At 62.2% G+C, this 21,445-nt stretch carries 16 protein-coding genes and 1 pseudogene; 7 read left to right on the forward strand and 10 right to left on the reverse strand.

What is annotated here, in order from left to right:
- Nucleotides 1–127: 127 nt before the first annotated feature.
- Nucleotides 128–574, reverse strand: a complete 447-nt coding sequence (locus M0H32_RS00865; protein ID WP_248149532.1) for a MaoC family dehydratase — start codon at nucleotides 572–574, stop codon at nucleotides 128–130.
- 252 nt (nucleotides 575–826) lie between these two features.
- On the opposite strand from M0H32_RS00865, the gene M0H32_RS00870 reads away from it, so the two are divergent.
- Nucleotides 827–1,210, forward strand: coding sequence for a response regulator (locus tag M0H32_RS00870; protein WP_006935666.1), 384 nt, complete (start codon nucleotides 827–829; stop codon nucleotides 1,208–1,210).
- A gap of 166 nt (nucleotides 1,211–1,376) precedes the next feature.
- Nucleotides 1,377–2,069: a protein phosphatase CheZ gene (locus tag M0H32_RS00875; protein WP_248149535.1), complete on the forward strand. Its 693-nt coding sequence runs from the start codon at nucleotides 1,377–1,379 to the stop codon at nucleotides 2,067–2,069.
- A gap of 206 nt (nucleotides 2,070–2,275) precedes the next feature.
- On the opposite strand, the gene M0H32_RS00880 is transcribed toward M0H32_RS00875, so the two are convergent.
- The gene (locus M0H32_RS00880; RefSeq protein WP_248149538.1) at nucleotides 2,276–5,395 is read right to left on the reverse strand and encodes an efflux RND transporter permease subunit; all 3,120 of its coding nucleotides are present in this window, start codon (nucleotides 5,393–5,395) and stop codon (nucleotides 2,276–2,278) included.
- Nucleotides 5,392–6,759, reverse strand: a complete 1,368-nt coding sequence (locus M0H32_RS00885) for an efflux RND transporter periplasmic adaptor subunit (protein WP_248149541.1) — start codon at nucleotides 6,757–6,759, stop codon at nucleotides 5,392–5,394. The genes M0H32_RS00880 and M0H32_RS00885 overlap by 4 nt, the downstream gene beginning before the upstream one ends.
- A 267-nt stretch (nucleotides 6,760–7,026) precedes the next feature.
- On the opposite strand from M0H32_RS00885, the gene M0H32_RS00890 reads away from it, so the two are divergent.
- Entirely contained in the window at nucleotides 7,027–7,599 is a 573-nt protein-coding gene (locus M0H32_RS00890; protein WP_248149544.1) for a TetR/AcrR family transcriptional regulator, read from the forward strand.
- Nucleotides 7,600–7,844: 245 nt separating this feature from the next.
- On the opposite strand, the gene M0H32_RS00895 is transcribed toward M0H32_RS00890, so the two are convergent.
- Nucleotides 7,845–8,720, reverse strand: coding sequence for a TIGR01459 family HAD-type hydrolase (locus M0H32_RS00895; RefSeq protein ID WP_248149547.1), 876 nt, complete (start codon nucleotides 8,718–8,720; stop codon nucleotides 7,845–7,847).
- A gap of 120 nt (nucleotides 8,721–8,840) precedes the next feature.
- On the opposite strand from M0H32_RS00895, the gene mutL reads away from it, so the two are divergent.
- Together mutL and M0H32_RS00905 are read left to right on the forward strand one after the other, a co-directional pair.
- Entirely contained in the window at nucleotides 8,841–10,736 is a 1,896-nt protein-coding gene (gene mutL / locus M0H32_RS00900; protein ID WP_248149550.1) for a DNA mismatch repair endonuclease MutL, read from the forward strand.
- A gap of 62 nt (nucleotides 10,737–10,798) precedes the next feature.
- Nucleotides 10,799–11,671 carry an alpha/beta hydrolase gene (locus M0H32_RS00905; protein ID WP_248149554.1) on the forward strand — a complete coding sequence of 291 codons (873 nt, stop codon included), beginning with the start codon at nucleotides 10,799–10,801 and terminating at the stop codon, nucleotides 11,669–11,671.
- Between the two features lie 72 nt (nucleotides 11,672–11,743).
- Here M0H32_RS00905 and M0H32_RS00910 read toward each other — a convergent pair whose 3' ends face one another.
- Both M0H32_RS00910 and M0H32_RS00915 read right to left on the reverse strand, forming a co-directional pair.
- Nucleotides 11,744–12,925 (reverse strand): porin, encoded by a 1,182-nt coding sequence (locus tag M0H32_RS00910; protein ID WP_248149556.1) that lies wholly within the window; start codon nucleotides 12,923–12,925, stop codon nucleotides 11,744–11,746.
- Between the two features lie 139 nt (nucleotides 12,926–13,064).
- Nucleotides 13,065–13,532, reverse strand: a complete 468-nt coding sequence (locus M0H32_RS00915; protein WP_248149559.1) for a nucleoside deaminase — start codon at nucleotides 13,530–13,532, stop codon at nucleotides 13,065–13,067.
- Nucleotides 13,533–13,701: 169 nt separating this feature from the next.
- Here M0H32_RS00915 and M0H32_RS00920 point away from each other — a divergent pair.
- Both M0H32_RS00920 and rsmD read left to right on the forward strand, forming a co-directional pair.
- Nucleotides 13,702–14,763 (forward strand): annotated as a pseudogene (locus tag M0H32_RS00920) (pseudouridine synthase); the annotation flags it as partial.
- A gap of 371 nt (nucleotides 14,764–15,134) precedes the next feature.
- The gene (gene rsmD / locus M0H32_RS00925) at nucleotides 15,135–15,692 is read left to right on the forward strand and encodes a 16S rRNA (guanine(966)-N(2))-methyltransferase RsmD (RefSeq protein WP_248149563.1); all 558 of its coding nucleotides are present in this window, start codon (nucleotides 15,135–15,137) and stop codon (nucleotides 15,690–15,692) included.
- Nucleotides 15,693–15,703: 11 nt separating this feature from the next.
- Here rsmD and M0H32_RS00930 read toward each other — a convergent pair whose 3' ends face one another.
- The 4 genes from M0H32_RS00930 to M0H32_RS00945 form a co-directional block, all read right to left on the reverse strand.
- Nucleotides 15,704–16,561 carry an MBL fold metallo-hydrolase gene (locus M0H32_RS00930; RefSeq protein WP_248149565.1) on the reverse strand — a complete coding sequence of 286 codons (858 nt, stop codon included), beginning with the start codon at nucleotides 16,559–16,561 and terminating at the stop codon, nucleotides 15,704–15,706.
- A 218-nt stretch (nucleotides 16,562–16,779) separates the two neighbouring features.
- A complete protein-coding gene (locus M0H32_RS00935) occupies nucleotides 16,780–17,118 on the reverse strand; it encodes a hypothetical protein (protein WP_248149567.1) in 339 nt (112 codons plus the stop codon).
- A 115-nt stretch (nucleotides 17,119–17,233) separates the two neighbouring features.
- The gene (locus tag M0H32_RS00940; protein ID WP_248149570.1) at nucleotides 17,234–18,085 is read right to left on the reverse strand and encodes a patatin-like phospholipase family protein; all 852 of its coding nucleotides are present in this window, start codon (nucleotides 18,083–18,085) and stop codon (nucleotides 17,234–17,236) included.
- A 119-nt stretch (nucleotides 18,086–18,204) separates the two neighbouring features.
- Nucleotides 18,205–21,351, reverse strand: a complete 3,147-nt coding sequence (locus M0H32_RS00945) for a bifunctional diguanylate cyclase/phosphodiesterase (RefSeq protein ID WP_248149573.1) — start codon at nucleotides 21,349–21,351, stop codon at nucleotides 18,205–18,207.
- Nucleotides 21,352–21,445 lie beyond the last annotated feature (94 nt).

The following is a 21,445-nucleotide window of genomic DNA, read 5'->3' on the forward strand; positions in this document are numbered from 1 at the left end:
GATGTCCGGGAGAGGGAACGTCCGCAGCAGCTCAAAGGGCCCCGCCAACGCTGGCGAGGAACCTGCCGTCAAGAAGTAGAAAGGTCAAGATCGGCCAAACCGAAGATGTCCGGCCGGGGAATTCCGGTCACAGGCCGGAGCGGTCTTCGTCTTTGCTCGGCACTTTGACGAGCGCCTCGCCTTCAAGGACGACGGTGCCGTCGACGCTGCAAATACAGGACAGGCGCGCCCGGTTTCCGCGTTCCATGAGTTCTTCCACGGTCACGGTCACCTTGACGTCGTCACCGATTCGCACCGGTGCCTTGAAGTTCAGGGTCTGGGAGAGATAAATCGCGCCCGGACCAGGCAGTCTGGTGCCCAGAACCGCCGAAATCAGGCTGGCGGTGTAAAGACCATGGGCGATTCGGGTCTTGAACGGGGTCCTGGCTGCAAAATGTTCTGACAGGTGAATGGGGTTCCGGTCGCCGGATACTTCCGCAAAACCGACCACATCTGAAGAACTGACATGTTTTACAAGTTCTTCACTCATCCCCACCGTGAGATCTTCAAAACACAGTTTTTGCAGTTCCAGCATCGAGATTTCCGCCCTGACTTGTCGTTTTTTTAGCAAGCCGGACGCTAGGCGTCCCAAGGATTTCTGGCAATTGTGCTTTGGGCGAAGAAAAAAAGCGTCTGTTATTAACGGTCTTTTCAGGGGCAGTCGGTAGATTGCGTTGAGTGTGGGGAGGTGAGGACACAAGAATATGTGTCACTCTCCTTCGAAGTCATAACGCGATCCAACGGCCCACGGCCAGGGGCCGCGCACTTTGACAGTATGGAGTAGACAATGGCCCTTGATCTTCAGATGCCGGTCCTCGTGGTCGATGACTACAAAACGATGATTCGCATCATTCGGAACCTGCTCAAGCAACTTGGTTTCGAAGACATCGATGACGCTGCGGACGGCACCGAAGCATTGGAAAAAATGAAGCAGCGCCGTTACGGCCTGGTGATTTCCGATTGGAATATGGAGCCGATGACCGGTTACGAGCTGCTCAAGCAGGTCCGTGCCGACGGCAGCCTCAGCAAGACGCCGTTCATCATGGTGACGGCTGAATCCAAGACAGAAAACGTCATCGCCGCCAAAAAGGCCGGCGTGAACAACTATATCGTGAAGCCGTTCAACGCCCAGACGTTGAAAGGCAAGATCGAGGCGGTCTTCTCCGACTGATTTCTTGCACTTGGCGGGGTCCGCGTTGGGGCGCGTCTCCGCCAGTGCCAGACGGGTGTGAACGATCGGCACGGTCTTGCTGGGCAGGCAGGCCGGGTCTGGTTTGGCGCATCCGCGTAGTAATAGCGGCGCCCTGAGAAGGGGTCGTTTTGGGAGGACGCCTCGCATGGAAAGGCTCGACCTGGTGGCAAATATGAAACAGGAAAACATTGCCCGCGTCATCGACTTTCTGCAAGAAAACAAGAGCCGGCAAGGCGAGGTTTCGCTCACCGATGTGATGCATCTCGCCGAGGTCATGTCCGGTTCCATGCATGATTTCCTGTCGACCGTTCAGCCGGCCGTGACCGAAGAACTGACGCTGATCGCCAAGGAAATCACGCGCATGAAGGAGGAAATCTCCCAACTGCGCGCCAACGACATGACGGGCAACAAGATCCCGGATGCCGGTCGCGAGCTCGACGCCATTGTCGAGGCGACTGAAGAAGCCACCAATTCCATCATGGAAGCGGCCGAAGAGATCATGGGCGCCGATACCAGCGATGCGGAAGCGTATCAGGAGCTGGTCAGCAACAAGATGATCGGCATCTTCGAGGCCTGTACCTTCCAGGACATCACCGGCCAGCGCATTTCCAAGGTTGTCGCGACACTCCGCTACATCGACGAGCGTGTGAGTTCCTTCATCGAGCATCTGCGCATTCCGGCAGACCTTGAAGCGGCCATTGTGGAAACCGATGAGGAGCGCCGGCAACGCGAACTGATCCTGCACGGCCCGCAGCATTCTGGCGAAGGGGTCTCCCAGGACGACATCGACGCCATGCTCGGCGACGCCCAGGCAGATATCGACAAGCTGTTCGACTGATCCAGGCGGACAAGCAAGGTTTTGAAGGGCTCTCATTTGGAGGGCCCTTTTTCTTGAGCCTTGGCAACTCTTCCTTCGTCATCCCATGGCTTGACCATGGGATCCATGCCGTTCCCTCGCCAATCGCTGGGCTTTTCGCGGGGCAACGCAACGGCATGGATTGCAGGGTCAAGCCCTGCAATGACGAAGCACGAGAGGAAGGTGGGTTACTCCGCGGCCACCGCTTCCCGGTGCGCGCGCCGTTCCCTGGCCAGTGAGGTCAGGCCGAAATCGTCGAGGATTGTGTAGAAGGCCGGCACGACGAAGACGATCATCAAAGTGGTGCCGATCAGGCCGAAGGAGATCGACGTCACCAGTGGGATCAGAACCTGGGCCTGCGGGCTGGTCTCGAACAGCAGCGGCAGCATGCCGGCAATCGTTGTCACCGAGGTCAGGAGGATCGCGCGGAAGCGGGCCTTGGCGCCGAGCGGGGCAATGTCGGCGACGTTTTCCATGTCCGGGGCGTGCTCGTCCTTGATGAACTCGACCAAGAGGATGGAATCGTTGACCACAACCCCGGCCAGCGAGATGAACCCCAGCATGCTCGGCAGGGCGAAGTCGATCCCCATCAGCAAATGCCCCCAGACCGCGCCGATCATGGCGAGCGGGATCAGCACCATCACCACGACCGGTTCCGTGTAGCTGCGAAACTGGAAGCTCAGGAGAATGAAGACGAAGATCAGCCCGGTGCCGAGGGCTGCGGCCATCGAGGCCTGGGTCTTGGCGCCTTCGGCGTTCTGGCCTTCGGTCGAGGCGGTCAGGCCGGGATAACGCTCCAGCAGCCCGGGCAGGAAATTCTTTTCCGTGTCGCTGACAACCTCGTTGGCATTGGCGACACCCAGGAGAACGTCGCCGGTGATCGTAACCGTCGGCACCCTGTCGATGCGGTTGATGCGTGTATAGCTGCGGTCGGACAGGATGTTGGCGACGGTGCCGAGCGGCACCCTGTGTCCGGACGGCGTCTCAATGGTGAAGAGTTCCAGGTCGCCCAGGCTGTTACGGTCCGATCCGGCAAGGCGCACGTCGACCTCGAAGCTTTCCGAGCCGACCTGGACCTCGTCGGCGGTGATGCCGTTATAGGCCCCCTTCAGCTGATCGGCGATTTCCTTGGCATCCAGCCCGACGGCACCGGCGCCGTCCTTCAGCGACAGGGCAAGTTCCGGCTTGCCGAGGCTGAGATCATCCGAGATGTTGTAGACACCCTGATAGCCGTTGAGCCAGGTCTGCAGCTCTTCCGAGGCCGTGTCGAGCACGGCCGGATCCGGATGCGCCAGGCGCAGCTCGATGGCGCGGCCCGCGGGCCCGACGCTGGATTCGGTGATGATGACCCGGCGCACATCCAGGGTTTCCGGCAGCTCCCGGCGCCACACGGTCAGGATCTCCTGGTTGCCGACATCGCGCGCCGCGCCTTCGAGGAGATCGATGTTGAGCGTCGCCAGATGAGCGCCGTTGGTGCCGGCATCGCTGTTTTCGTTGAAGCGCACCAGCACGTTCTTGAGCAGGGAGGCACCGTCCGGATTGCGCGGCGCGAGAGCCGCGTCCATGCGTTCCAATGCGGCGATGGTTTCGGCAACGACGGTGCGTGTGTCCTGGAGCGTCGCGCTGGCCGGCAATTCGATGCGCGCCTCGATCTGGTCGCCTTCCACATTCGGGAAGGCCTGGAACTTCACCAGGCCGCCGGCGATCAGCGCCAGTGTCGACAGGAACAGCATGATGCAGATCCCGACGGTGAAATAGCGGTTGCGCACCGACCAGGTGGCGCAGGGGCCGACAATATGTTCGCGCGCGAAGGAAACCGCGGCTTCGGCCTTGCGGGTGATGAGATTTGGCTCGTCCTTGGCCGCGTGCGACAGGTGGTTTGGCAGGATCAGGAAGGCCTCGATCAGCGAGATCACCAGCACAAGCAGCATGACGATCGGGATGACCCTGAGGAGATCGCCGAGATCGCCGCTGATGAAGGCGAGTGCGCCGAAAATCGCCGCCGTCGTCAGGAAGGACGCGAACACGCCTGGGGCCACCTGCAAGGTGCCCTGAACGGCGGCTTCGAGCGCATTCAGACCCTGATGCCTTTTGGTGGCAATGTTTTCCGAGATCACAATGGCATCGTCCATCATGATGCCGACCACGATCAGCAGGGCCACCATGGACAGCATGTTGATGGTCAGCCCGAAGAGGGACATGATCGCCAGGGCGCCCAGGAAGGAAACCGGCAGGCCCATGCCAATCCAGAAGGCCTGGCGGCCACCGAAAAAGATCCACATGGCGGCGACAACCAGCAGAAGGCCCTGGCCGGAATTGTTAACCAGCATCCACAGCCGGTCCTTGAGCGCGATCGAGCCGTCATTGATGATGGTCAGGTCGATGCCGGGCGCTGCGCGCGCCTGTTCTTCCGCCACAAAGGCCTTGACCCGTTCGACCACCTGGATGAGGTCGTCGCTGCGGGTCATGGAAATGTCGAGCACGGCGGCCAGCCGGCCGTTGAGCCGGGTTTCGACTTCTTCATCCTCGAAAAGATCGGTGATGGTGGCGATGTCGCCGAGCGTGATCTGCCCGCCTTGCGCGGAGGAGGCGACGATCACCGAGGCATAGGCATCGGCTGCCAGCCGCTCGTCGGCAAAGCGCAGCAGGATGGAACCGCCCACGGTGGTGATCTCGCCGGAGGGGGCGTTGATGTTCTGCCGGGTCAGCGTGTCGGCGATTTCCGACAGGGTCAGGCCAAGTTCGCGGGCCGCGGCATCGCGCACCTCGATCCGGAACTGCCGGTCCGAAAAACCGGACACTTCCACCTGGGGGATGCCGCCGAACTGCAGCATGCGCTCCTTGACCGCCTCGGCGTAATTCTTCAGCTGCGGCTTGTCGTCAATTCCGGTGATGACCACGGAGGTCGCGTCGCTGAGCTGGCCCGCTTCCTCGATGACCGGATCCTCGACCCCATCGGGGAAGTCGGAAATCGCGTTGATCTCGCGATCGACATCGAGCATCAGCTGGTCGATGTCCTTGCCCTCGACGATCTTGACGGTTGCCAGAGCCAGGTTCTCGCGGCTGTCGCATTTCAGTTCGTCGATATTCTCGATGCCGTCGAGCGCGTCCTCGATCCGGCGGCAGACGGTTCGCTCCACATCCGCGGAGGTCGCGCCGGGATAGGCAACGTTGACGGTGATCTTCTTGATCGGAATCTGCGGAAAGGTCTCCATCAGGAGCCCCGACAGGTTGAGCAGGCCGAGAATGATCAGCCCGGCCATCAGGAGATTGGCTGCGGTCGGGTGCGAGGCGAAATAACGGATCATGGCCGGGCCTCGCCGCTGTTGGTGCCAGTGGCGGCGGCAATGCGCTCCTGGACAGCCTCGTCCTCCACCGGTTTGAGCAGCATGCCCTCAATGACCGGCGAGACATCGCTGACGATCACCCTTGTGCCCGCAGGAAGGGGGCTTTCCAGGACGACGATGTCGTCGAAATGGTAGCCGACTTTTACGTCGACAAGCGCGAGGCGGTCGTCGTCCGACACCGTCATGACCTTGCCGTTCTGGATCGCGTTGCGCGGCAGGATGGTCCGGTCTTTGACGGCGGGGGCGGACAATTCCACTTCCGTGAACATGCCTTTGACCAAAGGCGGGCGGATGCCGGGGCGAACCGTGTCATAGGGCTTGTCGACCGTGACGATCAGGCCGATGGAGCGCGTGTCTGGATCGACCGTGTCGCTGACCCGCTTGACCCGTGCGTCCCAGGTTGCCGCGTCGCCGACCGAGCCCACATGAACCTTTGCCGACAGCCTGTCCAGGGAGCGGCGAGCCCTGAACACACCTTCCTCCGTGTCCAGCTGACCCGGAAAGGCGAGATTGGCGAAACCGGCCATGTTGGCCGGGCTGATCTGGACGTCGATATCGGCGGCCTCAATGCCGTCCAGTTCGCCAATGGAGGTGCCGGCGGCGACATACTGGTCGATCTCGACGGAGACCTTTGCAACCCGGGCGTTGAAAGGTGCCTCGATGGTGGTGCGTGCCAAGTTCAGCCGGGCCGTTTCCAGGCGGACCTCGTTCTTGCGCCTGGCTTGTTCCAGGGCTTTCTGCTTGACCGGTTTGAGCGCGATGTCGTTTTCCAGGTCCTGCACATTGGAGCGCTGTTGCAGCACCACGGCTTCCTGGTTCTCGACCTGCTGGTCGGAGATGACCTTGCGCTCCAGAAGGGTCTTGAGCCGGGCGAGCTCCCGCTCTTCCAGATCCAGAACAGATTTGGCGATCTCGAGGGATTTCTTCTGGGTTTCCAGCGTGACGGCAAGTTCCTCAAGATCGACATTTGCGCTGGCGATATCCGTCTCGGCCTCGGCGATCTCAAGCTCGTAGTCTTCCGGTGACAATTTGATCAGGACGTCGCCTTCGGCGATGAAATCGCCGCGCCTGAAACTCGGATTGAGAAAGAGAACCCGCCCCGACACCTGGGCGATGGCATCCAGTGTGCGGGCCGGGTCAACCGTGCCGTAGCCGATCACGCGAGGTACGAAATCGCTCGGCTCCACGGTGACCACCCGCACGACGGTTGCCGTCTCCGCGATCTCCGCCCGCTTCGGCGCCTCGCGCCCGCTGACGGCGTAATAAAGCAGGGCCGCGCCCAGGACGACTGGTGGAAGGATCAGGGCTTTGCGCAACAGTGACACGGACTTGTCTCCTGGGTTCGCTCGGCAAGGGCGGGTTCATCGGTCCGCACCTTTGTACAAGGTCTCCGTGAGGGTTTCGTATGGGCAACGCGCCAAGTGTTGCCACGAATGGCCCTGCAAGGTATTAATGCAAGCGTATACTTGCAAATGAGCGTGACGGCAAGCGATTGCAAGTGTTCGCTTGCATTTTGTCTCTCCCTGGCGTTAGCTGGTTGGCATTGTCCCACAAACTTTGCCCGCGGCGCAGAATGCGCCCAAGAGATGCCTGTGCCCAAAACCATTGACAGTGCCGATATTTACGCTGCTGCGATCACGCTTTTCTGCGAACGCGGTTTCGGCGGTACCACCACCCGCCAGATCGCGGACCGGGCCGGTATCAACGAGGTGACCCTGTTCCGCCGTTTCGGCTCGAAGGCGGCCCTGATGGAAGCCGCGATCATCGACGCGCTGGCCAACGCCCCCTTCGGCCAGGTGCCGGCGAGCGACGATGTTCTGGCGGATCTCGGCAATGTTGTCCGGGCATATCTGGCGACTTACCGGGAGCATGGCGGCCTGGCCCTGACGCTGTTTTCGCAGCTGCCGCACCACCCGGAACTGCATGGCATCACCCCCGTGCTGATGGAAAACCTCAAGGCCGTTGGCGCGCTCCTGCGCACGCACCAGGAGGCCGGCCGGCTCCGTCCGGGGGATCCGGGCCGCTTCGCGCTGGAACTGATCGCCCCGCTCGCCATGATCGGCTTCATGGGCGAAATGCGCATGGGGCCGGGGCATGCCGCGCTCGATGTTGACGATTACGTCCGGACCTATCTGGCCGGGCATGGGGCGGAGAGCTCTGAGTAGGTCTTTTGGCAGGAACGCGCCAGACACACCGGTGTCGCCCCGGGCGCGCGAAGCAAGACCCGGGGCCTGCTCATTTCCAGAGAAGTTGTCGTGTCGCAACATTGTGCGAACTGTTCGGCGCTTCAGGTTGCTGAACTGCGAGTGGGCCCCGGATCCGCGCGTTGCTTGTCCGGGGGTGACACCCTACTGAAAACAGCCGGATTTCAGCCTATTGACGTGATTGGCGCGAAGCGATTGCTCCGCTCTCACCACCACAGACGCGGCAGGGCGGCGCGGGCGCGCAGGCCTTCTTCGGTGAGGCGGCGGCGGATCAGGTGTTCGTCCGGGGCATCGCTCGGGCCGAAGTCGGAGGCGTGGATGCCGGCGGTGATGAACAGAACATCGATGTCCTGGGAAACCGCGCCGCGGATATCGGTCGGCAGGCCATCGCCGATGGCCAGAACGTCTTCCTTGGCTACTTCCGTGCCGGCCAGCTGCGACAGGCGCTCCATCGCGGCGGTGTAGATCGGCGCGTGCGGTTTGCCGAGAATGACGACCTCGCCGCCGAGATCTTCATAGAGGCGTGCCAGGGCGCCGGCACACCAGATCAGCCGGTCGCCGCGTTCCACGACGATATCCGGGTTGGCGCAGATCATCTTGAGACCGCGCGCCACGAGTTTTTCCAGGCGCTCGCGATAGTCGTCCGGCGTTTCCACCTCGTCGTCGGCGAGCCCGGTGCAGCTGATCCCCTCGGCTTCGTCGTCGTTCTGGGTGAAGGTTGCCTCCAGGTTCCAGTAGAGCGGCTGGTCCCGGTTGGGGCCGATATGCAGCAGCGTCTTCTTGCCTTCCGCTTCCAGCACGCCGCGGGTGACGTCGCCGGAAGTGACGATGTCGTCATAGGTGCCGTCCGGCACGCCGAGACCGGCGAGCATTTCGCCGACCTGCTTGGCCGGACGCGGCGCATTGGTGATCAGGACCACCTTGCCACCGGTTTCCTCGCGATAGGTCCTGAGCGCTTTGTGCGCGCCTTCAAAAGCCGCTACACCATTGTGAAGCACGCCCCAGACATCGCACAGGATGCCCTTGTAGGAAGGCGCAAGGGCATTGAGCCCGTCAACAAGAAGCGGTGCAGAAACGGTCATGTCGGGTCACTCGGATCACGGTGGGTCTGATAAGCTGCGCCAAAGAATCGCAACAAACTCGGCGCGGACCATATAGGAACAGGACGCGCTGCGAAAGCCGCGGACGACAGAGAGAGTTTTATGGCAGTCAGGCAACTTGGCGAGCAGGTGATCAACCAGATCGCCGCCGGAGAAGTGATCGAGCGGCCGGCCAGTGTCATCAAGGAACTGGTCGAAAACGCGGTCGATGCCGGCGCGCGCCAGATCGAGATCGTTACCGCCGCCGGCGGCAAGACCCTGATGCGCGTCGCCGACGACGGCGCCGGCATGCGCCAGGACGATCTCAAGCTCGCGATCCGCCGCCACTGCACCTCGAAGATTTCCGACGACGATCTTTTCGACATCCGGACGCTCGGCTTTCGCGGCGAGGCGCTGCCGTCGATCGGCTCGGTCGCCAGGCTGGCGATCCAGACACGCCATGCCGGGGAAGACCATGCCTGGGCGATCGCGGTCGAGGGCGGCAAGGAACAGCCGCTCGTCCCGGCGGCGCGGACCAGGGGCACCCTTGTGGAGGTCCGGGATCTCTTCTTCGCGACGCCCGCGCGGCTGAAATTCCTGAAATCCGACCGGGCCGAGGCCGCCGCCATCACCGAGATTGTCAAGCGCATCGCGCTCGCCTATCCGGAGATCGGCTTTTCGCTGTCCGGTGCCGACCGGCAGCCGCAAAGCTGGCTCGCCGCGCGCGGCGATGATCCGCATCTCGCCCGGATCTCGCAGATCCTCGGCAAGGACTTCGTCGACAACGCCATGGAGATCGACGCCGCCCGCGAAGGCGTGCACCTCTCGGGATTTGCCGGTCTGCCGACACATCACCGCGGCAATGCCCAGCATCAGTTCTTCTTCGTCAATGGCCGTCCGGTAAAGGACAAGCTTCTTCTTTCCGGCCTGCGCGGTGCCTATGCCGACGTGCTTGCCCGCGACCGGCACCCGGTGGTGGTGCTGTTCATCGATCTCGACCCGGCCCAGGTGGATGTCAACGTGCACCCGGCCAAGGCGGATGTGCGCTTCCGCGATGCCCAGCTGGTGCGCGGGCTCTTGGTCGGCGCGATCAAGCATGCCCTGGTCCAGGCGGGGCATCGTTCGTCGACCTCCAATGCCGCCGTGGCGCTGGATGCGCTGCGCGGCCAGCCGGGTGGGGCCTATGCCGGTTCTCACGCCGCTTCGCCGGCAGGACAACCGGGACATGGTGGCTATGGAGGCGGCTATCAGCAGACCGCAACGGCCGCGCGCTGGAGCTCGGAGGCTTTCCGGCCGCTGGAAACGGCGGGCGCACCGGCGGCAGGCTTTGCCGAAGCCCGCCAACCCGATCTTCAGCGCCAGAACGGTTTTGCGGATTTTTCAGCACCGTCAGCCGACGCCCGGGCCCATGACGTGCCGGTCGAAATCGAAAAGACCCAGTTGCCGCTCGGCGCGGCGCGGGCACAGGTGCACGAGACCTATATCATCGCCCAAACCGGCGACGGCGTTGTCATTGTCGACCAGCACGCAGCCCATGAGCGCCTTGTTTATGAACGGCTGAAGGAAGCGCTGGCGAAGAAGGAGGTCGCGCGGCAGATCCTCCTGATCCCGGAAATCGTCGAGCTGCCGGAGGAAGACGCCGCGCGCCTTGCCGAGCGCTCTGAGGACCTGGAAAAGGTGGGACTGTCTCTGGAAGCCTTCGGGCCCGGAGCGATCGCGGTCCGCGAGACCCCGGCCCTTCTCGGTGACATGGACATTCAGGGCCTGGTCAAGAACCTTGCCGACGAACTGGCCGAATGGGACACGGCTGACGGCTTGAAGGAAAAGCTCGACCATGTTGCCGCCACCATGGCCTGTCATGGTTCGGTGCGTGCCGGACGGCGCATGCGGCCGGAGGAAATGGATGCACTCCTGCGCGACATGGAGGCAACGCCTCTGTCTGGCCAATGCAATCACGGCCGGCCGACCTGGGTTGAACTGAAGCTCAGCGATATCGAGAAACTGTTCGGCCGTAAATAGAGCGTCTGATCGGAAGGCGCGTTTGAAGCGTATCTGCGAGGGGCCGCAAAGGAGACAGGTGGATGGCCGAGGCCGATACGGAACAGGAAACGCAGGACACGGCCGGGACGGCTCGTGCTGGCAACAAGGGTCTGAAGTTCCTCAGAACCGTCGTCATCGTCGTGGCCGTCGCCTATGTCATGGCCGCGGCTTTCATGTATTTCACCCAGCGCGGGTTTGTGTTTGTCCCGACCGGGGAACTGGCGACGCCGCAGGAAAAGGGCCTTGAAGGCGTCACCGTGGAAACGGTCGCGATGGCCGACGGGACCGAGGTGACCGTGTGGCGGGCGGCGCCAAAACTGGAAGGCGCGCCGACCGTGCTCTATCTGCACGGCAATTCCAGCAATCTCTCCGCGCGCTGGAAGCGGTTCAAGGAGATCCTGGACAGTGGCTTCGGCCTTTATGCGCCAAGCTACCGGGGCTATGCCGGCAGCGGCGGCAACCCGTCGGAAGCCGCCCTCATCTCAGATGCCCTGGAACATTACGACCGGGCGGCCGAGACCGGAACGCCGATCATCCTGCACGGCGAAAGCCTCGGCACCGGCGTCGCGACGGCGGTTGCCGCCGAGCGGCCGGACGCGGACCTGCTTGTGCTTGAAGCACCCTATACCGCGCTCGTCGACATGGCCTCGGAGCGCTATCCGTGGCTGCCGGTGGGGCTGTTGATGAAGGACCCGATGCCGACACGGGAGCGGATCACCAAGGTGAAGGCACCGGTCCTGATCCTGCACGGCACGGCCGACCATGTCATACCGGTGGACCATGGCAGGCGCCTGTTCGGCTTCGCGCCCAATCCGAAGGAACTTGTCATTCTGGACGGCGTCGATCACTCGGATCTCTGGAAAAACGGTCTCTGGCAGAAAGTCCTGTCCGTTTGGCAGGGACGATCCAGCTAAAACGCAACGAGCGTGTTGCAGCAAAAAGCCCCGGCCAATGACCGGGGCTTTCTTGGTTCAAGGCAGGGGCGCTTAGAACGTGCGCTGCAGGCGGAATGTGCCGTAGAGCTCGTAGGTATCGCTGAGGCCGGAACCGCTGCCGTAGTCGATGTCCCGGTATTGGACTTCCGGACCCATTTCAAAACCGGCAACCGGTGACCAGACCGCGTTTGCCGTAGCGCTCCACTGGGTGAAGTCATAGGCACTCAGCGCCGCGTCCACATTGTGGTAGCCGCCTTCGACATTGACGACGACCGTGTCGGTCACGCCAATGCTGACGCCGCCGAAGATGTTCAGCGTCTTGGTGGTTTCCGTGCTGTTGCCGTCCCAGACCGCATCGGTGATGCGGCTGGTCCAGCCAGTCGAGCCGTAGTCGCTGGCCCCATCGGTATAGACGGCCTGCAGAGCCACGCTGCCGCCTTTGGGCAGGCCGCCGAATTCGATCTCTACACCGCCGCCGACGGCCCAGCCGAGTTCGTCTTCGCTGCTGCCGGTGATGCCGTTATAGGTCGCGTTTGGATAGACCTGGTGCAGGGCGCCCATGACTTGGGCGGAGCCCCAGCCCTGGCTCAACCCCAGAGCGCCGACAAAGTCCGGCAAGCGGGTGCCGCCATAGGCGAGCGTGCCGCCGTTCAGGCCGATATTGGTCTCGCGGCTCGAGCGATCTTCAACGGCAACCGTTGCGTTGAAGCCGTTGCCGAAGGCGGCCGTGTAGGCAAGCTGATTGGTCTTCCGGTCGGAATAACTCTCGATCTGGGCGTTCCAGGAATATCCGGTGAAGAAATCGAAATTGGAACCGTTGCGGCCGGCGAGCAGCCCGCCCCACTGGATGTAGGCCTTGTCCAGGGTCGACGACGTCGTGTCGTTGGTCTGGGTCATGTACATCTCGATGAACGCGCGCAGCGTGCCGAATTCGGTCGCCGTGCGGGCATCGAGATAGAGGTAGCCGCGGGAGCGCCACTCGTAACCGTCCGTATCACGGTCGCCCCAGGCGTTTTCGGCCTCGCCGAAATTGCGGACGCGGAACTCGGTCCGCACCCGGCCGCCGACCCGCAGGCAGGTTTCGGTGCCGGGAATGTAATAGAAGCGGGAACCATAGGCATCGCAGACCCGGACATAGTCGACGGGTTCAGGCGCCACTGGTAGGTCCGCGGCAAAAGCCGGATTGGCGGCCATCAGGCCGACGATAGCCCCAAGAACAGCAAAACGAGTCATGTTTCTCTCCGAAAGAACGGCGAATCCCTGAACTCCATATTGTGCCTTGAAGTGACAGTTTCTTTTAACGAAGGACCAGAAATCTGACTTAGAGGCACTTTCGGATGGAGCTGTTGCCGTTGAGCAACGCAGGACGCTTCTACCGGCGAGATTGAAAAAACGATTTCAGCAATTTTCCGGCCCGTGATTCGCCGATGCCAGAATAGACGTCCGGGGCATGATGACAGGTCGGCTGGCGGAAGAAGCGCGTGCCGTGATCGACCGCGCCGCCCTTTTCGTCGCCGGCGCCGTAATACAGCCGGCGGATGCGGGCAAAGGAAATCGCGCCCGCGCACATCGGGCAGGGCTCCAGCGTGACATAGAGATCGCAATCGGGCAGCCGCTGCGAATTCAAGGCGAGACAGGCCGTGCGAATGACCTGGATCTCCGCATGGGCGGTCGGATCGTTGAGTTCCAGCGTGCGGTTGCCGTCCTTTGCCAGCACCACGCCGTCCTTCACCAGAACCGCGCCAACCGGAACTTCGCCGCGGTCCGCCGCCTGCTCCGCTTCTTCCAGCGCGAGGTCCATGAAGGAAGTCTGACGGGTGTCTCGGTCGGGTGCGGTCATGTTGGTCTTGAGGCGGGATTTCAGAAGCCGGTTCCTGTCTTCTTAGTTGGATTTCACGGCGTCGTCAGCCCCGGTCTTGCCGCGCCATGCGGTGCCGGCACACGTCCCATGCGGAAAATGGTGAAAACAAGCGATTCCCGAATGGCTCAAGCTCTGCTATGACGCGCGCATGACGACAAGAAAATCTTCCGAGCGCCCGGGCCGCGATAGAGGCCAGGGCCGCGACAAGCGTGCAGACGGCAAACGCCGCTCCGCTCCCGGTGGCGCCTATAAGGCGGGCGACCGGAAACCCGGCTTCAAAAAGGCCGGTCCGAAACCTGCGGCCGGTCCGAAACCTGCGGCCGGCCCGAAACCGGCGGCGGTCCGCCAAGCCGGTGAGGGCAGTGATCGCGGCGAGCGTATCGCCAAGGTGATGGCGCGCGCCGGCCTGTGCTCGCGCCGGGACGCCGAGACCTGGATCGAAAACGGCCGGGTGCAGCTGAATGGCAAACCGCTGACCACGCCTGCCGTCACCGTGACGGCTTCGGACAAGGTTCTCGTTGACGGCGAACCTCTGCCGATGCGTGAGCGCACGCGCCTGTGGCTCTACCACAAGCCGCGCGGCCTGGTGACCACCAACAAGGATCCGGAAGGCCGGCCGACCGTGTTCGACCGCCTGCCGGACGACCTGCCGCGTGTCCTGACCGTCGGCCGTCTCGACATCAACACCGAAGGCCTGCTGCTCCTGACCAATGACGGCGGTCTGGCCCGTGTGCTGGAACTGCCGGCGACCGGCTGGCTGCGCCGTTACCGCGTGCGCGCCTTTGGCAAGGTCACCCAGGCGGATCTCGACGGACTGAAGGACGGCGTTGCGATTGACGGCGTGCTTTACGGCGCCATCGAAGCGACGCTCGACAAGGAACAGGGCGACAATGTCTGGATGACGGTTGGTCTGCGCGAAGGCAAGAACCGCGAGGTCAAGCGGGTTCTGGAGCATCTGGGTCTTACGGTGAACAGGCTGATCCGCCTGTCCTACGGCCCATTCCAGCTGATGGACCTTCCGGAAAAGAGCGTGCGTGAAATCCGCGGCCGCGTTTTGCGTGACCAGTTGGGCGAAGCGCTCGCCGAAGAGGCTGGTGCGGATTTCGACGCGCCGATCTTCCATACGCCCAAACAGGAAACGGAAAAGAAACCTGCTGGTGCAAAGCGTGGCGGCCGTCCCGGTGACAAGCGGGATGGTCCGCAAGGCAAATGGCTGACGGCACGTGAGGGGCAGGGCGAAACTGACCGGCGCAAGGCTGCCAAGGCGGATCGGGCCGAGCGCAAGCAGGAGCGCGGCAAGGGGCCTGGCAAGAGGGCTGACAAGGGCCCGGGCCAGGGCCCGCGCAAGAACAGCGGTCCGCGCCAGGAGAAGGTCTCGCCGCGTTCGCGCTTCCGCCTGACGTCCGAACCGAAGCCGCGTAAGGATTTTGGCGAAGAACGCCGCTCGCCGCCGCAACGCCGCATCTGGGGCGAGGACGGCCTGGTGGAAGACAAGCAGCAGCAGAGCCGCACGGACCGGGACAAGGATGACCGGCGCGGCCCGCCAAAAGGGGGACGCGGCCCGCGGCGCGGAGACCGCTCGTGAGGATCGTTGCCGGGCGGTTCAAGGGCACGGCACTCGCCGCGCCCAAAACCCAGGGCACAAGGCCGACCAGCGACCGGTTGCGCGAGACCGTCTTCAACATCCTGGCGCATGGCCTGGATGTGGATCTGGACGGGATGCGCGTGCTGGATCTCTTTGCCGGCACCGGCGCGCTCGGTTTCGAGGCGATCAGCCGGGGCGCGGGCCATTGCACCTTCATCGAAGAGGGGACGGAGGCCCGTGGCGTTATCCGACGCAACATGGAAACGCTCGGCCTCAATGGGGCCGCCAAGATCTTCCGCCGCGATGCCACCCGCCTCGGCAGCGCCGGCACGATCGCGCCCTTCGATCTGGTGTTCGCCGACCCGCCCTATGACAAGGGCATGGGCGAAAAGGCCCTGGCCTCGGCTGCTGCCGGAGGGTGGCTGAAACAGAACTCCATCTGCGTGCTGGAGGAACGGGCGTCCGCCGACGTGGAGGTGCCGCAGGGCTTCGAAACGCTCGATCAGCGCGAAGCCGGCGACAGTCAGGTGCTTTTCCTGCGCTTAGAGGGCTGAGGCGCGGACGCCTAAGCGCCACCCGGCATCATGATGTAGACCGTCGGTTTGACCGGCAGACTTGAGCGGCTGACGACCACGGACGAAGTTTTCGCCTGAACAATGTCATAACCGGCTTCCTGCGCGCGCGCCGTGAAAGCCGGAAGGGCGCCGGCGAAATGGAAATGCATCGGGATCACCATGGCCGGGCCGACGCTTGCCAACACATCCATCAGACTGTCGAGCCTGAGGGTTGACGTGTTGTCAATCGCAGCGAACACCACGTCGATCTGGCCGAGCCGGGTCAGGTCCTCCTGGGTGAGCCTGTGATGCAGGTGGCCCAGATGGGCAATGCACAGGTCAGCGACCTCGAAGATGAAGATGGAATTGCCAAGCCGCCGGCTTTCGCCGTCCCAGCCGCGAATGTTGGTCTGGATGTTGCGGATACGGACATCTCCGACCGTCAGATCGTGGTCCATCGGACCGCCCCCGGGATTCCAGCCATAAAGCAGATGTTCGATATTGGGATCGGGGCTCATCGAATAATGGGTGCTGTGGGCACCGTTCATGGTGGCAACGGTCGGCGGCTGCAGCGGTCGATGAATGTCATTGTAGTCCGTCGCGATCCGCACGCCCTTCGGTGTCTCCAGTTCGAACGTGGAATGGCCGATATAGCGGATCTGGACGTCGCCCGCCTGAAGCGCAACCTGCCAGATCCTGGCTTCTCCAGGCTCGCCCGATCCGAAGGGCGCCTGCGCGACCAGTTGGCAAACGGCGAGAGCCGGGAGCGTTGAAGCGGACAGGGCCAGCGAAACGAATGCGGCCAGTTGGCCGAAACGCGTCGTGCCCCCGCGCAGGAGGCCGAGAAAAGCGTGAAGCAATGATGCCATGATGCGCCACCCGATATCTGGTCTGTCCGCTTAAGAGTAGGGGGCTCGGGCATTGAGGCAAGCAGGAACCGCCCGGTTACGGGTCGAATGCCTGAAACTTGGCTCTATCCGGACCGGAAATGCCAAAAGAAAAGGCAACCGGCTCGCGCTGTGGCTGCGAAGGCGGTTGCCTGAGGTGGGGGCGGGTGGGAGGAAGGACCTGCCCCGGATTGGAGGGTTCAAACCACGTGAAGACTGACGGGTGCCTTGGTGCTCCTGTGGCGGATATCCTTGTCGAGTTCATGCGCCGACCCGGCTGTCGCCTGCCGGAATATCAATTCGCCGGCGTGACCGGCTTCGATCGCCAGGCTTTGCCGGCTGCAAAGCGCAGCCAGCGTCAGGCCCAGCTTGCGGAAATGCGCCCGGCGGTAACAATAAACCGCCAGCGCCGCCCGCTGGGGTTCCGGCAATTGACCGCCAAGATCGGCAACCGCGCTCAAGGTCGTGTCGAGCAGCCGTTTCAACAAATCGTCCGATACCGGACATGCTTCCAAATCTGTCGATCCCGTGGGCTGCATTGTTTTTCTCCTAATAACTTAAGAAAATTATTTGGGAGTTTTCTTAATGTTTTATTAAAGCCCAAATTCGCTTCAATAGAATCGATTTATCTGGTCAATTGTGCGAATGTTGCTTTCAAGTAACTTTCATCGGTTCTTTTACTAGCTGTGTCAGATGTTCCCTTGTCACAGCGCGCAGGGATTCCGCGTTGTTCAAAATGCGTTCCGCTTTCATGAAATCTAGCACGCGGATCGGATCGTGCGGCGGACGGACAAGGATATCCGCTTGATCCATCTTGAGTTTTTGCTTGGTGATGGTCTGCATCAGGATCTGCGACGAGCCGAACAGCGAGTCCAGCATGCTGATATCGTCCTTGTCGTCCCGGGGCACGGGCGCACCGACCACATCGACGGCGACAACGATATCGCAATCCGCGCGCAGGCCGTCAAAGGGCAGTGGATTGACCACGCCGCCATCGATCAGGTAGCGGCCGTTGTGCAGAACCGGCTTGAAAACCGCAGGCATCGCAATCGACGCGGCCAGTGCGGGCAGAATCGGTCCGCTGTCGAAGGTGACTTCCTCACAGCCGTAAAAGTCGGTGGCATGCATGCGCAGGGGGATCTGCAGGTCCTCGAACCGCTTCGGCAAATAATCCCCGATGAAGACCTCAAGCACACGCTGCGGATCGAACTGCACGGGGGTCGAGCGGAACATGTCGGCGAACCGCTTCGGCCGCAGCTGCCACAGACGCGAGAAAACGCCGTTTCGGTCGGCAAACAGGTCCCGCGCGATCTCCCGGATCTCCTCGCCGCTGCGGCCGTTGCCATAGACCGCGCCCATGATGGCGCCGATCGAGGTGCCCGCGATCCGGGCAGGCTTGAGGCCCAGATCGTCAAAGGCTTCCAGAACGGGGATATGGGCAAGGCCGCGGGCGCCGCCACCGCCAAGTGCAAGGCCGATACGCGGGGCGTGAGTTGACGTGGACATGAACGGCCATCCTCTTAGTGAACGTTGTTCACTTTAGATGGGGAGGCGTTTCGTTTTTCCAAGCGTCCCGGCGCAAAAAAGTCAGGAAAGCGTCATTGGGCTGTCGGAGGGGGCGACATTCAAATGACGAAATAGAGATCGTCGGCCGCTTCGGACATCCAGCCGGTTGTCTCCTTGAACGGCATCGGCCGGGCGATCAGGTAGCCCTGGATCGAGAAGTCGCCCATCATCCGGAGCCGGTCATATTGGGCTTCCGTTTCCACACCCTCGCAGACGATCCCGATATTCAGGGACCGGGCCAGGTGAATGAGCTGGTTGACCACGATTTCCTTCTTCGGATCCTGAAGCATCTGCCTGGTGAAGGAGCGGTCGATCTTCAGGCCGTTGATGGGCAGGTCCGTCACATGGGACAGGGACGCGTAACCGGTGCCGAAATCATCCAGTTCGATGTGAACGCCCAGATCGTACAACTTCTTGAGGGTTGTCAGATGACCTGACCGGGTGTCGTTCAAAAAGACCGATTCCAGAACCTCAGCCGTGACCCGTTCCGGCGCGATGCCATGTGTGTCCATTGAGGTATTGAAGTGGTCAAGCAGCTTTCCGGAGGCCAGGTGGGACGGCGACACGTTCACCGAAATGCGTCCGAAATCAAGGCCGGCCTCCAACCAATCCCGTGCGGCCGACAGAGCCTTGTCGATGACAATCTCGCCCAGCAACGGTGCCAGTCCCGATTTCTCGATCACAGGAAGGAACTCCCCGGGCGACACGGTGCCGCGCTCGGGATGCTGCCAGCGGACGAGCGCCTCGACACCGGTCACGGCCTGGGTGCGCAGGTTGACCTGGGGCTGGAACACCAGGAAAAACTCGTCGTTCTGGATCGCGTCCTGAAGTTCGCGTTCGAGGCGCGCTTCGGTCTCGCTGTCTGCGCGCATGTCCGGCTTGAAGAAAGTGTAGCGGTCCTTGCCGTTTTCCTTGGACTGGTAGAGCGCAAGGTCGGCATTGACCAGCAGCGTGTCGAAATCGTCGCCGTCATCCGGGCACAGCGCCAGCCCCATGCTGACCGTTGGCCAATAGCGGTTGCCGTTATTTTCCATCGGCTGGCGCATGAGCCGTCTTGCGCGCTCGCACAATTCGTTGGGATCCGACGTGTTGCTTTCCGCGAGGATCACGAATTCGTCGCCACCCCAGCGATAGGCGGTCCCGAGGCCGCGGCAGACTTCCCGCAGCCGCCGGCCGGTTTCTTCCAGGCATTGATCGCCGGCCCGATGACCAAGCGTGTCGTTGACCCGCTTGAAACCGTCCATGTCGACATGCACCAGGAACGCCGGTTTGTCGCCATCGTCAAAGCGGATCTTGGCGTCGCGCTGGCAGCCGGCGCGGTTGGACAACTTTGTCAGCGGGTCGAAATAGGCCAGGCGCTCCGCGCGCACCTTCGCCTCACGGGTCTCGTTTTCGCGCTGAACCCGTTCCGACACGTCGTTCGCGATGGCCACGATAAGGTCGCGGTCCTGTTCCTTGATCAGCTGAACCCGCAGATCGACGGGATATTCGCTGCCGTTCTTACGCCGGTGAACGCTTTCCACCGACAGGCTGACCTGAACGCCGTCCAGCAGCGGCGAGACATGACGGCGCACCGTCTCCAGATCGTAGACCGGATCGATGTCCCAGATGCGGTGGGATTTCAGCTCCTCGAGGCTGTAGCCGAGATTGCGGAGGGCGCACTCGTTGGCATATTCGATGTGGAAGGTCTCGGCGTTGAGAATGTAGATCTCGTTGAGCGAGCTTTCCAGAATGCTGGCCAGCAGATGGTTGCGCCGCTCCGCCTCACGCCGGGCGGTGATGTCGTGCACGATGCCGACCACCTTCGCCGCCTTGCCGTCGGGCCCCGCCAGCACGTAGCCTCTGATGTGCAGATGCCTGTGACTGCCGTCTTCCAGAACAAGTCCGTGCTCAACGTCGAAATCACCGCACATCTCGATCGCCTTCCGGACGATGCCGAGGGCGCTATGATGTTCATGGCTGGGAATGCGGGCAAAGATGTGCTTCTGGATCTGATCGGCGGGCAGGTCCCGCGGCAGGCCCATGATCTGGTAGAACTCTTCCGTCGCCTGGATTTCATTGGTGGCGATGGTCCGCTCCCAGCTGCCGACTTTGGCGATATGCTGCGCCTCGTTCAGTTGCAGGGCGCTCTCCTCGAGACGGAGGGTCCTGTCGCGAATTTCGCCTTCCAGACGCAGACGGGTCTTCTGGACCGAGGTCTGGAGACGTGACAGCAGGCGAAAGACCACCGTCCAGGCCAGCAGCGCCAGACCGATGCCGGCCATCAGGGACAGTGCCGTTCCTTCCAGGAAGGCGAGGACGTTGCCGGTGATGTCTTTCACAAGAACCAGACGGACGACATGTTTGGAACTGATCACCGGGATCGGCAGATCCCGGGCCATGAACACTTTGCTGTCCTGGATCAGGAAGCGGTCGACGTCGTTGACGCTGCCACTGTTTTCAAGGGCCTTGTCCAAATCCAGGCCGGAAGGCGTGAGGTCGCCGAGAACACGATAGCGGATCGTGCTGCCGCCCGGTGCGTCGGCCGTTGCGATCTCGCACAGTTTGACGATCTGCGCGTCGACGGCGGAACTGGCGAGGGCCAGGGAAGATTCAATATTGATCGAAAGCTTGAGATAGCCGATCAGCGTCCCGTCAACGATCCACGGACGCAGCACGCCGACGACCAGCTTGTTATCCGGTCCAAATTCGATGTCGTTGGTCTGGCGGAACAGGCTGGCATTCAGCTCGGACTGGAAATCCTCGGACTGCGTAGCGGCCGCGTCTGCGCCGTCGGCCTTGTAGACAATTTGCTGGTCAGCAGAGAAAATCGTCAGTTCGCTCATGTCGAGGCCGACGGTCTTGCTGGCAAACACGCGGTCCGCGACACGTTTGATTTCCTGCCGGTCTCTGGTCAGGATGGCGTTTTGAAGATCCGTGTCCTTGCTCACGGTTGCGACGGCCTGGTCGAGGGTCTGTGAACCGAGCTTGCGCTGGTGCATCAGCAACCGTTCGGCTGTTTTGACGGTCGCCTCCTGCGGCTCGCGCAGGCTCCGGTATTCCGAAACGATGTTCTGAAAGGTGAGAACGACAACGGTCAGGCCGAGAAAGGCCAGAAAAACCGCCCGCAACGGTTTCTCGAACCTGGTTTCATCCGCAGACCATTTGTCGAGCATTTTCTCAAGACCGGCGCTGAAGCGGCGTTTGCGCGGCCTGCCCCCACGCAAGTCTTGTCGATGCCATGACTCTTGCTTTCCCACGCGTTGCACCTGTTCCCCCGGCCAGCTTTCGCTGTGCCTGATCCGGCAGGACCAGTTTGCT

Origin of the sequence: Roseibium sediminicola, from assembly GCF_023156505.1 — a bacterium.
Classification (GTDB): domain Bacteria; phylum Pseudomonadota; class Alphaproteobacteria; order Rhizobiales; family Stappiaceae; genus Roseibium; species Roseibium sediminicola.